Raw genomic sequence first — 13,362 nt, 5'->3', positions numbered from 1 at the left:
GTGTTTATTATGAGAGAGTAACCGGCTCTCAATCCATTTCCCACTGCGCAGGAAACGGGAATACAGGCGATTCCACAGAATTTATGATATCGCATCTTGTCCTCATACATTGCCGGCTTTAAAGCTTACATAGATTCCGGCTGTGCCGCCCTTACACAGCCGTACTATCCTCTTCACGTCTGAGCCGGCGGCGGCGCTGTCGTTCTGACAGGATTGCCGCCGGCTCCTCCTTTTCCGGAAAAAAAGAATTGTACCTGTCAGTAAAATTAGTAAAGGAAACCAGAAACGCTTATGAAAAAATCCATCATTAATGATATCGGTTTATACAAAACCAGACTGCTGTCCATGTTGACGGAAGATGCCGATATCTGCGGACTTTTGCTCAATAAAGAGGAGTTTACGCAGGAGGAAGCAGACAGCCTTCTCTACAGTCGGATTTTCCCTTATCTCTATATAAACACACAGGCTGATAACGAAACCTGCCTTTGTTTTGAGGTGGATGTTCCGCAGATCCCTACCGGTATGATAAAGGATATGAAAATCACCGTATGGTCTTACAGCCCTCTTACCCAAATGCAGTATGAAAAAGACGGATATCTTGGTACAAGGCCCGATATCCTTGCTGATATGATTGAGCGAAAGCTGCATGCTTCCAGCCAGTTTGGCATCGGACAGCTGCGCCTGGAATCCGTAACCAGCAACGTGCTGGATAACCGCTATTATGGCAGGCAGATGCTATTTACCGTACCTGATTTTAAAACGAAGGGATAAGCATGAAACTCGATTACAGCCAATTGATAAGTCCATCTGCACTGAAACTGAATCTGTGCAGTGTACACTCTCCCACTCTCAGGGAAATTGATTCCCTGCCGCAAAAATTTTGTACCTATAATATGTATTTGTCCATGCTGCTCTTAGATACCGCTTCTTATTATAAAAATTTGGATGATCTGGGGGAAAGCTATTTTACCGGTTACCCGGAGACAGAAAAGCAGCTTATCCTGAAAATCCGCGATGAATATGACCGGATGCCGGAGCAGGACAAAGTACGCATCGCGGCTCTGGACATTTTCAGCTTCGATTCCCGAATCCTGGAACAGCTGGAACAGGCACTCTCCTTCTTTATATGTGACCCCCTTTCTTTTTCACCGAGGGACCATGCTTTTGTAGTTTATGGAAAAGAAACGGATACGCCCTCCGGCATCATCTCCCCCCAGCTGCTTCCCGAAATTGAGAGTGTAATCCTGCAGCTGAATGCGATATCCCCGAACACCATGGATACCTCCCATGCCAAAAATCAGGCGGCGGCCAAAATTATTGAAAAACTGAATAGCAGGAAAAAAGGCAGGGAAAAAAAAGCAAAAAGCGATCCCAAACTGGAGCTTCCCAATATTATCTCAGCGGTTTCGGCCTGCCACAGCTCCATCAATATTCTGAACATCTGGGATTTAACGGTTTACCAGGTATACGACCTGTTTGCACGCATGCAGCAAAACACTGTTTTTGACGTACTCAAAATGTCCGTCGCTGCATGGGGAAACAAGGATAACAAGGTCGATTTCACACAATGGTTTGATTGTATCAAGCCGTAATAACAGTCCGAAAACCATCGGACCCATACTATTAAAAATTCAGGAGGATTATTATGCCCAGTATTAATAAAGCTAACAGACAGGTTTGTGATGTAGATATTCGTTCCCTTGACAGAAAACCCGTACTTTTCTTCGAAACCGCCAATACGACTACCCAGGCACTGACCGGTGAGTCCGTATATGCAACGGCAAAAGGCGTAAAAAGAATCGCTTTCGCAAACCCTATTGAAGGCACCATTACCATTGAAGCACAGGTTTATCCGTTTGAGCTGTACTCCCTGATCTCCGGAGGCGTAATTGAAACAGATGCCGCCTACCCGGAAAGAACCGTAGTGAAAGCAGATGCGGACGGCAGCCTGAAGGTTCCCGCAAATGCTATGCCCGGCAGTGTATTTGTATACAATGCAGGCGATTTTGCAGGAAAAGAAATCGAAGGTACTTTTGCCGACAACACCTTTACCGCTGCTTCCGAAGCAGAGATCAAAACAGGCAGCGAATATGAAGTAGGCTATGTTGCCACAAAGGCAAGCGGTGTGAAGCGTATTGCCATCAATAACGGCAAGCTGCCGAAGGCTTACTACATCACGATGGACACGGTTGAAAAGGATGACAACGAGGTACTGACACCTTATAAGATGATTTTCTACAAGGCACAGCCTCAGAGAAACTTCTCTCTTTCCCAGTCTTCCGCCGGTGATCCTGCCAGCATTACCATGACCTTCGACCTTCTGGAGGACAAGGACGGCAACTTTGCGGAAATCGTGGAAATCTCCGACGAAGCGGAATAATCTGCCCCGGGAAGAAGGGAGGGAGTCCGGCTCCCCCCTTCTTTTATCCGTATCGGATCTATTATAGATATTGTGAATTGACAGCGGCGGCTGTCCGGTTTTTCCCGGTACAACGTACCCATATTGTGAATGCAGTATCGGTACGCTGTACCGGGAAGGGCCGGACAACCGCGACAGGGATGCCTGCACTCACAATATTCTTTTTGTGGGTCATGCATCCCTATTTTTTACGAAAAGGAGATGGACAACATCAAATATAAAACCTTTGAAGACGTAACGGAAGTTTATGGAAAAACCAATTTATGCAGGATCTGTAATATCAGGCAGATCATAACCTACGCCAAGCTGGGCGTCCAGCCCGTTTGGATCGATGAAGGCTACGGCGGCAAACTGATAGCCTTTTATTTTATTCCGGAAACCAAGGTGGCCTGGAAATACTGGCTGGAAAACAGGCCGGATAACGGACAGGCGGCAACAGAAGCAGGCAGGGACAACAGCAGTTCTGCCGGATGGGAGTGATTATATGAATGGTACTGACTTTCTCTTTTTACTGATGTCTTTCGCCGTTTTAACGGCAACCGTAACCGAAGCGGTAAAAAAGTTTCTGGATGAGCAGCATGTCAGCTATGCGTCCAATATCGTAGTACTGGTAATTGCATTGGTTGTGGGATGCGGGGGAATGATTCTGTATTATATCGGTTCCGGCATTCCGTTTACCTGGCTGAATATTATCTATGTACCGCTCATGGGAATCGCTAACTGGATGGGATCCATGGTGGGATATGATAAGGTTAAACAGGCAATTGAACAGCTGCGGTGACGGGCGGCGGCAACTGGAAATAGAATAAACAGAAAATAATGAGGAAAATTTATGATAACAAAAATGAAGAACTATCTGAAATTAAGGAAACTGCGCAGGGATGCATTGACGCTTTTGATTATTAATGGGGCGGATATCTGCAGCAATATAAAAGAGCTGGCAGATCTGGTTCACGCCCTTCTGGGAGACACCACAGACATACAAAATAAACTCACCGGTGAGAATATGGAAACCGTACTGAAGTTTATGGAAGAAATGACGGCAGCCCCTGATTTCAAGGATAAAATGTATGAAAAGATACACGACGATGCCCAGAAGCTTCGGGAAATGGAAGCGGCAAAATAAACCGGCACGATTCGTACTCCAAAACAGGAGGTGTTTATGGAAAATGACAAACGCTTACTTTTAATAGCTGCACTGGACGAAACAAAATCTGAGAAAAAAATCAGACAACAGTTAGCAACTATGCAAAAAAGGCTGCAAAAACAAAGTCAAATCAAACTCAACGTAAAAGTTGATGAAAAAGTACTGGAACAGCAAGCCAACCTAAAGCAATCTTTGGAAAGTGTTGCTGACATCAGTGACGAACTAAATACAAAGCTTATTGATTTAGGGAAAACGATCACTAAAATAGATGATGATCCTGCTCCGTCCAACTTAATAAAAAATCTTTCGGAGATAACAGATGAGGCAGCTGTTACCGGAAAAGCCGGAAAAAATTTGGGTGATATCTTTAAAGGTGCTATGAGCAAACTATCCGAATGGAATATTAAAGATAGAATCAAAACTCAGGTGCAGGAATCTATAAAAGAACTTCAAGGTATTGATACCCTTCTCACTGATATTGGGAAAACAGGAAATCTGACGAAAAATCAGTTACAACAGCTTGGTAATTCCTCTTTTGAAACTGCCAGCACCTATGGGAAAAAAGCATCTGATTATTTATCCGGCGTAAAGAAAATGGCCGACTCCGGTTATACCGGAGAACAGGGAAAAAATTTGGCTGAACAATCTCTTCTTGCCCAAACAGCCGGAAACATGACCGCTGAAACAGCCGACAAATATATATTGGCTTTAAACGCGGCCTATAAATTTAATGGTGAGGCAAAAAGACTCAATGAAGTCCTTGATGGACAGACCAGCATCGCAACTCATAATAATATTTCTCTGAACAACTTGGCAGAAGCAATGAGTACTATTGGAACTGCTGCATCCGGCTATCGTGTTACAGTGGAAGAACTATCGGCCATGATAGGGACTATCGGCTCTGTCACACATGGATCCGGAAACGAAATAGGCAACAGTATCAACTCTATTCTCAGCAATTTACAGGATACCACATCATCGGATGTTGTTGACACCTTAAATGCCGTCCATGTTTCCATGACAGAAATGGTCGATGGTTCGGAACAGCTTCGGGATCCTATTTCTATTCTCAGGGATTTATCAGATGCCTATAACCGGTTGGGGGACTCCGATTCCTTAAAAGGAGAACTCCTTACTTCTATCGGAGGAAGTGAACAGTCAGAAGAATTAGACGCCCTTCTTCAAAATATGAGTTCCTTTGATCAGATGCTTACAGACTATGCCGCAGGCAGCGGCAGCGCTATGGAAGCTGCCATGAGTTCAGCAGACAGCTGGGAAGGCAGCCTCAACCGGCTTTCCAATACCTGGACGGATACGGTTGGGAATATCGCTAATTCAGATGCTATTATATCAGGCATCAATGCTTTGAATTCCTTATTGGAAATGGTTAATAAACTGACTGATGCTCTTGGTCCGGCAGGATCACTTGGACTTGCCGGTGGTTTATTCGCCGGAATAAAAAATGTCGGTAGGGTTAAAAGGTTAACCCTCATATAAATATGCCGACAGTAATAAAGTTTCTTATCAAAGATAAGTTTTAGATATTACACTTGATGCAATACATCAAGCTAAATGAGGTATATGGCCTGAATAGGCGCATAGTTAATAATTCTATGCCTGGGAAAAATGTTAATACTCTGCTACTCTCCTGTCATTGGTGACAATTTCAGGTTTGTAAAAATGCGTGAGTTTCATTTGGTCAGCAGGAAAGCCGTCTCATCTGAGCGGAATCCCCACAGTAATGACATCCTCATAAGCAGTATATGAAACGATGCTGTTTAAACAGACATTCGGGACTAGCACTGAGCAATACAGTGAAATTATTAGGCAGGAACTTTACCTTCTGCCTTTATTGCATGTTTGGCATTCCTGCTATTGGAATGAATGGTGAAGAAATAGCGAAAATTCTGCTACCACATATGCTACTATTGGAACGAATTATGTTACGAGTATATTTAATTAAATTTAGTGCTATACTTTTCCTGGATTTTTTCCATTTCTGAATCAACCATACGACCATAATATATATCACAACCGTCTTCCCCAAGACGAGTCCAATGTATTATATCGGGAGCGTAGGTTTCAAAAACATCATTTTCAGTTGCTTGGGAGTACCCGCCGTTTATAATCTCCTTAGCTTTTTTCATTTCATTGTCCAATGCTCTAGTGTTGGATTCAAAAGAAGATGCAGCAAAAATTGTACTATAACCATAGCTTACGCTTGCATATTCGATGACACCCGTTTGGTATGCCTCTCCGGGTGACGTTAAGGTGATTATACCATTAAATAATATCGTATATTCATTAAACCTATCATCTAAACTTTTTTTTAAGTATATATTTCTCATTACAAAGGTTTTATCAGATTCTGAAGCTATTCTTGATAAAGCTTCATCCATTATTGGAGCGAATTCTTCATAATATGATATTTGTTCAGCAGTCAATAACTCTGCTGTTTCCGTAACAGACTCTGTTTCCATTTCTGTAACAGACTCCGTTTCCGTTACAGATGCTGTTTCAATATTTTGATTGCTTTCGCCACAACCAATGAGAATTAAATCCATTATAGCAACTAATAATATCAATATCTTTTTCATAATATCCCCTTCAGATTCTCCTGCAAATACAGATCCTATGTTATATTCTACTATACATCATAATATTTGTAAATAAATCTCACGCATCTTAAGATGTGCCAAACACATCATATTAGTACGATATTCAAAACTCTAAATAGCGATATAGACACCATGAGTTCAAAATGGGGGATGTTTGGCATTTCCTTTTCTGATATGGCAAATGCCATTTCCGCAAAATGGAAAAATGTTAACAATTATATTTCACTGACAAATGATGCCACCCTATCCGGAATTGCAGATGCCTGGAAAGACGGTAACCCTATCAATTTTCTTGATGAAACAACTGTAAAAGAAAAATTACTTGAATATAATAAGGCATTTGATAACGGCTCTGAAGCTTTAGCTTCTTTTTTAGACAAAGGTACCAATAACGATTTTCTGGATGATTTTTTCAAAAATTTTAATAACAACGCTGCAACCATGTCCAACTATAATGATGCAGTTAAAAGTGCACAAGCAGCACATAACGGGTTGACTTTTTCTATGGTTGCATCAAAAGTTGCTGCTATTGCCCTAAATGCTGCTCTCAGCATGGGGATAAGTATCGCTATATCTGCCCTATGTAGTGTTATTGATAATTTAATTCACAAAAATGAAAATGCCATAAAATCAGCCCGTGAATTAAGTGACAATTATAATGATTTTAAAAAGACCAATTCTTCGAATATTTCTACTCTGAAAGGTTTAAAAACCGAATTTGATGAATTATCAAAAGGTGTATCCCAGTATGGCAAGAATATATCATTAACATCTGAAGAATATGAAAGATATAAAGAAATCATACAGCAGATAGTGGATATCTCTCCCTCCCTGACAGAGGGTTATAATACAGAAAATGGGTATCTTGTAGATAAAAACAGATTAATCGAACGTGCAATTGAATTACAAAAACAAGAACGTCAGAATGAATTAGGGAAAATGACTAATCTTGAGCAACTGGATGTTGCTATGTCCGGTCATATTGCGGAATATAGCAAAGCCTTAGACGGCAAGGTTTTATCCAATAACGGAAATGTGTTATACGGTAACAAATTTTCTTCATTCAAAGATTCTCTGTATGATTTATACAATACAGATAGAGTTAACTTTTCATCTACAGATATGGCAAAACAGATTATGTCATTGCTTGGAGTAGAAGATGTCGAAAAAGAAATCCAAAAATATTTCAATGATAATGGTACTTGGAGCGAAAGTAGTTTTTGGGACGATTATGTAGAAAAAATAGCAAAAAATATTAATGTTATTACCAAATCTTTATCTTCTGAAGATGTTAAACTTGATGACAGCCAATTTGATATATTTACACAAAAAGCTACTAGTTGTGCTCAGACATATTTAGACATGAAAGATTCCATTTCTGCGGCTAATAATTCTATTCAAACAGAATTGAACAATATCGCAGAATATGCCGACGGCTTTTCCTCTTTATCTGATGAGCAACAAATTTTTGTTTCTGAGTACTTAAAAGGATTTAATATAGAAGATATAAGCAGTAAAACAGTTTGGGGATCCCTTGAGTATGATGAAGATAAAATGGCGTTTGTAAAAAACCAAATAATCGAATTTATAGAACAATTATCAGGAAATAGTTCAACAAAGGAAGCATTAATTAACCTATATGCCCCTCCTACTGATAATGAGTCCATTGAAGAATATTTAAGAAGCTTTAACGAAGCATATAAAGTAATTAAATCCTTTTGTGAAGAAAATTCTATTAAAATCCCTGTAGTCTTCACTTCCAAGAAAGATGCGGTTGATAATCTTTCCGAAGAATACAACAAAGATCCACAAAGTGCCGTAACATACTTTAATGACTTAAAACAACAAGGCGTTCCAAATAATTCAGAACAGTATGGAAACGAATCTACAAATTCAACTTTAGATGGTCTCAGTAAGGCAACCGGAAATATCAATACACTAAAAAATTCTTTAGCCACTCTATATTCAGGAAATTATTCTTCCGAAGAACTTATAAATTCGATTAAAGATATTAATAGTGCAGTAGCCGGAATGGGAGAATCATTAAATTGGGAATTTATTGAGGAACAACCTGACAGCCTTAAAGCACTGGGCAATGAATTAGAATCAATTTCTGAAAAATATGCAGATTCCATTTTGGCAGATTCCAACATTGGTTCCGATTCAAAATTTGGTACTATGATAAAGGATCTTATTGCTGATTCCATAAAGGCACAAGCAGAATTTGATGGATTAACAGCGCAAATAGACGGATTACAATCTTCATATGGTATAGTATCAAATGCAATTGCAGAATATAACGAAAATGGTTCTTTATCATTAGATACACTTCAATCATTATTAACTGCCGATGAAAACTATATAGCAATGTTGGAAGTAAAAAATGGTCAGTTGGTAATTAATGAAGATTCCTATAGAGAACTTGTTGCAATGCAGCTCTTAGAATACCGTACAAAATTAGAGAATGCCGCTGCTGCTGAAATTGAAGCACTTGCCAAAAGCAAATCAAAAAACGCAACAAATGAAAATGCGGATGCCTCGCAAACGGCAGTTGAGAAAATCAATTCAGAAACACAAGCTTTGAATGAGAATACCTCCGCCGTAATAGCAAAAAGTATTGCTGAAGCCCAAAAAGACGGTGCAACCGATGAAGAAATCCAGGGCATATTGACTAAATATAACGACATGTTTAATACCTCTGTAGATAGTATGATGTCGTCACTTGCATCGTTTATGACAGGGAGCAAAAAAGCCGGTGCCAGTGCCGCCAAAGCCGCAGGAGCTGCCAGCAAAGAAGCCGCCGACGCCACCGTAACCGCCTTTGAAGAACAATACAAAAAGCTCAAAGATATCAGAGACCGCGACAAAATCAACGAAAAACAATACCTCGATACCCTTCGTGCCATGAATGAAAGGTATTTCAAAGGCAACGAAAAATACATCGATGAATACAACAAATACCAAAAAGAATACCTCGACGGTATGCGAGACCTATACGAATCCGTCATATCCGATGTTGTCAAACAGATCGATAAACATATCGATTCCCTGAACGATCAAAAGGACGCCGCCGTCGATTCCCTGAAATCACAGCAGGAGGCGGCCAAGGAAGCCCTAGAAGCCCAAAAGGATGCCATCGAAGAACAAATCAAGTTAATTGATAAACAGATCGATTCCAAACAGGCCCAGATCGATGCCATTAACGAAGAAAACGAAGCCCGCGAAAATGCCATAAACCTGGAAAAGGAACAGTATGAGCTTGAAAGGCTGCGCAACCAGCGCACCGAATACGTCTACAGCGGCAAAGATAAAGGTTTTATTTACCAGACAGATACCGGTGCTATCCGTGATCAGGAACAGGCCGTCAAAGAAGCGGAGGATCAAATCCGCATTGCCGATATCGAAAAAGAAATCTCCCTCCTGGAAAAGAAAAAAGAAGTCCTGGAAGAACAGCAGGATGCAATCAGTGAACAGATCGACCGGGTTGATGAATATTACGAACAGCTGATAGCCAATACCGAATCCTATTGGGATGCCCAGATCGACGGTGCGGAAGAAACCAAATCACGCTGGGAAGCGCTTCAGGAACTCCAGGAAGAAATGGAAATGAACGCCCGGCTCCTATCCATAGGGATTTCACAGGAGGATATCGAAAACCTTTCCAATGACGAACTTCTTGAACGTGTCAGAGAAAAATACCTTGGAATCCTATCCGATATTTATGCGGGCAACAAAGAAATGCTGTCCTCCTTATCCGACCTGACCGGCATCGATGTCTCCGCCCTCCCCAGCTTTCTGCAGGATACCCAGGGCTATATGGACATCCTGAGCCAAGGCGTCGATTTTGCCAATCTTAATGATTCCCTCGGAATCGTAATCGATCAGTTTGCCAATGTTGCAGCCGCGGCAGGCCAGATGACAGGATCTGTCATCGGCAGTACCGGCATACAACTCGGAACCAATACCGATACCAAAACATCTGCCGGAACCGGAGATGTTTCTTTTATTGATGCAGTGAAACAACTGGAGGATGAAAGCGTTCCCATCATCAACAATGTTGCGGATGCGTTTGCCGGAGAAGAATCTTCCGAAGATTCCTCCCAAAGTATCGTAGGAAGTGTAAACAAAGCCAAAGCAGCCATTGCCGGCTCCTCCTCCGGGAAAAAAGATTCCTCCGAAGGCAGTGAAGGCAACGGCGAGGATTCCGGTTCCCTGCTGGAAGCAATGGCTGCCCAATCCCAGGCCGCGCTGGATGAGGAAACCGGAATTCCTGCTCAGATCCAAAAATGGCAGGAATTAAACAATGTGCTTTCTGCCATCCTGAGTAACCTCATGAATATCGCGGCTGTCATTTCCACAATGAACGCAACGGAAACCTCTATAAACTCCGGCAGTCCTCTCGGCCCTGCCCTTGCGAAAGGCGGCGTTTCCCATGGTACCAGAAATGCCATGGTATCTGAATACAATCAGCTGGAAACCATCATACATAAAAACGGAACCTACGAAATTACTTCTTCTCCCACACTGACCGATTTAAGCCCCGGCGATCAGGTACTTAACAACAGCCAGACCCTTGCCCTAATCCGTAAAAAAAGGGAAGCATCCGCCAGAGGCACAAATGGGGTATTCCTGGGAGATACGCACTCTGTCCTCTCTTCTGTGCCCGAATTACAGCTGCATAACACCATTTTAGACAATTCTCTTGCTTCCATGGCATCCATGCAGCTCTTAGGAAACGATAATAAGAACAGCCTCATAAACGTAAGCATCGGCGATGTCATTCTTGAAAATGTACAGAACGCGGATACACTATCCAAACAAATCGTCATGCGGCTGCCGACACAAATTAAACAGGAATTATCAAAAAGGGGGTGACCGGACAAGGGTTTGCAGCTGATGCATACCCTTTACACTATGGAAAAATACGACGAAAAGGCAATTTCCGTCCTGGCCAGGGCAATTGCCGATACCCTGAACAACACCAGATACGACTATGAAGGCTTTATCCAGAAAGACAATGGGGACGGCACCTGCCGGGTCATTGTCAACCAGAAGCCCTATGATATTAAAAACGGAACCGCACTCACCTTCACTCCCGGAAACAAATGCCTGGTTTACTGCATTTCCGGGGACTTTAACCGAAAGGTGATCCTTGCAAAATTATAATCGTTTATCCTCACTATGGAGGTGAATATATGCCCATTCCTTATAAAAAACTGAAAAATTTAGAAGAGGTGCAGAATCTCCAGGATTCTGACATCACGATCATAGAAGACCAGAATACTACCCGCAAGGGTACGCTCAGGCAGCTTGTCCAGTATCTGAAATGGCACGATGATATCAATACCTATTATGCCCATCAGGAGACCGTGGGTGCCGCGGACGGCATCGCCCCTCTGGATGAAAACACAAAGCTTCCCTCCGCCAACCTAAATTTCGGCAACGCAGCCGGAACCGTCTTTGAAGGTTGTGCAGGCAAAAACCTGGAAGACAGCCTCAACACACATAAAGCCGATACCGGCAATCCCCATGCCACAACAAAAGCCCAGGTCGGCCTGGGAAATGTTACAAATGAATCCAAAGCCGTCATGTTCACCAGTCCCGTATTTACAGGTATCCCCACCGCCCCCACCGCGGAACCGGACAGCAATGACGGACAGCTTGCCAATACGGAATATGTCAGCCGGGCAATTGCCAACGGAATCGCCGCTTCCGATGCCATGATTTTTAAAGGAACACTCGGAACCGGCGGTACCATTACCGCCCTGCCCTCCGCTTATCTGACAGGCTGGACCTACCGCGTTATCACCCCCGGCACCTACGCCGGGCAGACCTGTGAAACCGGCGATCTGATCATCGCGCTCACGGACAGAAACGGTTCCGGCGGCCTTCCTTCCGACTGGACCGTCTGCCAGACAAATATCGACGGCGCGGTCATTGAGACCAGAAAAATCAATGCCGGGAACGGTCTTACAGGCGGCGGCTCCCTGTCGGCCGACCGTACCCTTCACGTAGGAGCCGGAAACGGAATCTCCGTCGCCGCCGATTCGGTAGCGGCCAAGCCTGACACTACCGGCATTTCCGGTTCTGTGGGGAAAACCGTCGTGAGCGCCGACGGCATCGGTGTTGCCTTAGGCAGCGATGGGGTTACCGCTTTCCCCGGCGATTTGGGAAAACAAGCGTACGACCACAGCCTGGCGGCCCATGCCAGAATGGACGCCACGAAAACAGAAGCTTCCTCCGTCAACGGAAATATCAAAATCAACGGCACGGAAACCCCCGTTTACCGCCTTCCCGACGATGCCGCCGTCACAGCGTCCGAACGGACAAACTGGAACGATGCCAACACCAAAAAACACGTCCATGCAAACAAAGACACAATTGACAAAATCACACAGGCCACACTGGATAAGCTTTCCGGGATCGCAAACGGCGCCCAGGTCAATGTCCAGGCGGACTGGAACATAACCGATACCGCCTCGGATTCTTATATCAAAAATAAACCCGCCGCTTTCCCGCCCTCCGCCCATACCCACGCCAAGTCACAGATAACCGACATGCCTACCAAATTGTCTCAGTTTACCAACGATGCCGGCTATCTCACCTCTGCCGATGTGGACACGGGCCAGAACCATACCCATGCCAACAAAAGCATTCTGGATTCTATTTCCCAGCCAGTGGTTGACAAATGGAATACCGTCTCCGACAAAGTGGATAAGGAAACAGGAAAAGGCCTGTCCTCCAATGATTTCACGACGGCTCTTCTGGGCAAGTTAAACGGGATTGCTGCTGAAGCTAATAAATATACCCACCCGTCCAGCGGGGTAACGGCAGGCACTTACAAAAGCGTTACCGTAAACGCCCAGGGCCATGTAACCGGCGGCACCAACCCTGCCACCCTGGCGGGCTACGGCATTACCGATGCCGCTGCCAAATCCCATACCCACAATTATGCCGGTTCCGACACGCCGGGCGGTGCCGCTGCCAGTGCAGCCAGGCTTTCCGCCAACCGGACAATCTCCCTCACAGGGGATGTAACCGGTTCCGCCTCCACCAACCTTTCCGGAAACGTATCCATCACCACCACCCTGAGCGGCGGTGCAACCAAAGAAAAAATCAGCGCGACCGAACCTTCCGGCCTGTCCGTAAACAATTACTGGCTTCAGGAATACTAAGGA

At 43.7% G+C, this 13,362-nt stretch carries 11 protein-coding genes; 10 read left to right on the top strand and 1 reads right to left on the bottom strand.

The genetic code is table 11. The features are described 5' to 3' along the window. The first annotated feature begins 291 nt into the window (after positions 1-291). The 7 genes from DXA36_RS00205 (at position 292) to DXA36_RS00175 (ending at position 5,063) form a co-directional block, all read left to right on the top strand. The gene (locus DXA36_RS00205) at positions 292-771 is read left to right on the top strand and encodes a hypothetical protein (protein ID WP_118675688.1); all 480 of its coding nucleotides are present in this window, start codon (positions 292-294) and stop codon (positions 769-771) included. A 2-nt stretch (positions 772-773) separates the two neighbouring features. Further along, positions 774-1,592 (top strand): hypothetical protein, encoded by an 819-nt coding sequence (locus tag DXA36_RS00200; protein WP_118675687.1) that lies wholly within the window; start codon positions 774-776, stop codon positions 1,590-1,592. A 53-nt stretch (positions 1,593-1,645) separates the two neighbouring features. Further along, positions 1,646-2,380: a hypothetical protein gene (locus DXA36_RS00195; protein WP_118675686.1), complete on the top strand. Its 735-nt coding sequence runs from the start codon at positions 1,646-1,648 to the stop codon at positions 2,378-2,380. A 240-nt stretch (positions 2,381-2,620) separates the two neighbouring features. Beyond that, positions 2,621-2,899, top strand: a complete 279-nt coding sequence (locus DXA36_RS00190) for a hypothetical protein (protein WP_118675685.1) — start codon at positions 2,621-2,623, stop codon at positions 2,897-2,899. A gap of 4 nt (positions 2,900-2,903) precedes the next feature. Further along, entirely contained in the window at positions 2,904-3,200 is a 297-nt protein-coding gene (locus tag DXA36_RS00185) for a hypothetical protein (protein ID WP_118675684.1), read from the top strand. Positions 3,201-3,251: 51 nt separating this feature from the next. Further along, on the top strand, positions 3,252-3,545 hold the full coding sequence (locus tag DXA36_RS00180) for a hypothetical protein (protein ID WP_118675683.1): 294 nt from the start codon (positions 3,252-3,254) through the stop codon (positions 3,543-3,545). A 36-nt stretch (positions 3,546-3,581) separates the two neighbouring features. Next, positions 3,582-5,063, top strand: coding sequence for a phage tail tape measure protein (locus tag DXA36_RS00175; protein WP_118675682.1), 1,482 nt, complete (start codon positions 3,582-3,584; stop codon positions 5,061-5,063). A 458-nt stretch (positions 5,064-5,521) separates the two neighbouring features. Here the strand turns inward: DXA36_RS00175 and DXA36_RS00170 are convergent, their stop codons facing one another. Then, positions 5,522-6,163, bottom strand: coding sequence for a hypothetical protein (locus DXA36_RS00170; protein ID WP_118675681.1), 642 nt, complete (start codon positions 6,161-6,163; stop codon positions 5,522-5,524). 153 nt (positions 6,164-6,316) lie between these two features. Between DXA36_RS00170 and DXA36_RS00165 the strand changes: the two genes are divergently transcribed. From DXA36_RS00165 to DXA36_RS00155, 3 genes are read left to right on the top strand one after another with little or no spacing between them, the layout of a single operon-like run. After that, entirely contained in the window at positions 6,317-11,059 is a 4,743-nt protein-coding gene (locus DXA36_RS00165) for a hypothetical protein (RefSeq protein ID WP_118675680.1), read from the top strand. A 12-nt stretch (positions 11,060-11,071) separates the two neighbouring features. After that, the gene (locus DXA36_RS00160) at positions 11,072-11,350 is read left to right on the top strand and encodes a hypothetical protein (RefSeq protein ID WP_118675679.1); all 279 of its coding nucleotides are present in this window, start codon (positions 11,072-11,074) and stop codon (positions 11,348-11,350) included. Between the two features lie 29 nt (positions 11,351-11,379). Continuing rightward, on the top strand, positions 11,380-13,359 hold the full coding sequence (locus tag DXA36_RS00155; protein ID WP_118675678.1) for a hypothetical protein: 1,980 nt from the start codon (positions 11,380-11,382) through the stop codon (positions 13,357-13,359). The last annotated feature ends 3 nt before the right edge of the window (positions 13,360-13,362 follow it).

Source organism: Eisenbergiella sp. OF01-20 (genome assembly GCF_003478085.1).
Lineage (GTDB): Bacteria > Bacillota > Clostridia > Lachnospirales > Lachnospiraceae > Eisenbergiella.
The sequence above is the reverse complement of the archived record's forward strand: the minus strand, read 5'-3'. Positions and strand labels throughout refer to the sequence as shown.

Coding starts and splice junctions, on each gene's coding strand:
- DXA36_RS00205 (WP_118675688.1), top strand. CDS start 292: ATGAAAAAATCCATCATTAATGATATCGGTTTATACAAAACCAGACTG.
- DXA36_RS00200 (WP_118675687.1), top strand. CDS start 774: ATGAAACTCGATTACAGCCAATTGATAAGTCCATCTGCACTGAAACTG.
- DXA36_RS00195 (WP_118675686.1), top strand. CDS start 1,646: ATGCCCAGTATTAATAAAGCTAACAGACAGGTTTGTGATGTAGATATT.
- DXA36_RS00190 (WP_118675685.1), top strand. CDS start 2,621: ATGGACAACATCAAATATAAAACCTTTGAAGACGTAACGGAAGTTTAT.
- DXA36_RS00185 (WP_118675684.1), top strand. CDS start 2,904: ATGAATGGTACTGACTTTCTCTTTTTACTGATGTCTTTCGCCGTTTTA.
- DXA36_RS00180 (WP_118675683.1), top strand. CDS start 3,252: ATGATAACAAAAATGAAGAACTATCTGAAATTAAGGAAACTGCGCAGG.
- DXA36_RS00175 (WP_118675682.1), top strand. CDS start 3,582: ATGGAAAATGACAAACGCTTACTTTTAATAGCTGCACTGGACGAAACA.
- DXA36_RS00170 (WP_118675681.1), bottom strand. CDS start 6,163: ATGAAAAAGATATTGATATTATTAGTTGCTATAATGGATTTAATTCTC.
- DXA36_RS00165 (WP_118675680.1), top strand. CDS start 6,317: ATGAGTTCAAAATGGGGGATGTTTGGCATTTCCTTTTCTGATATGGCA.
- DXA36_RS00155 (WP_118675678.1), top strand. CDS start 11,380: ATGCCCATTCCTTATAAAAAACTGAAAAATTTAGAAGAGGTGCAGAAT.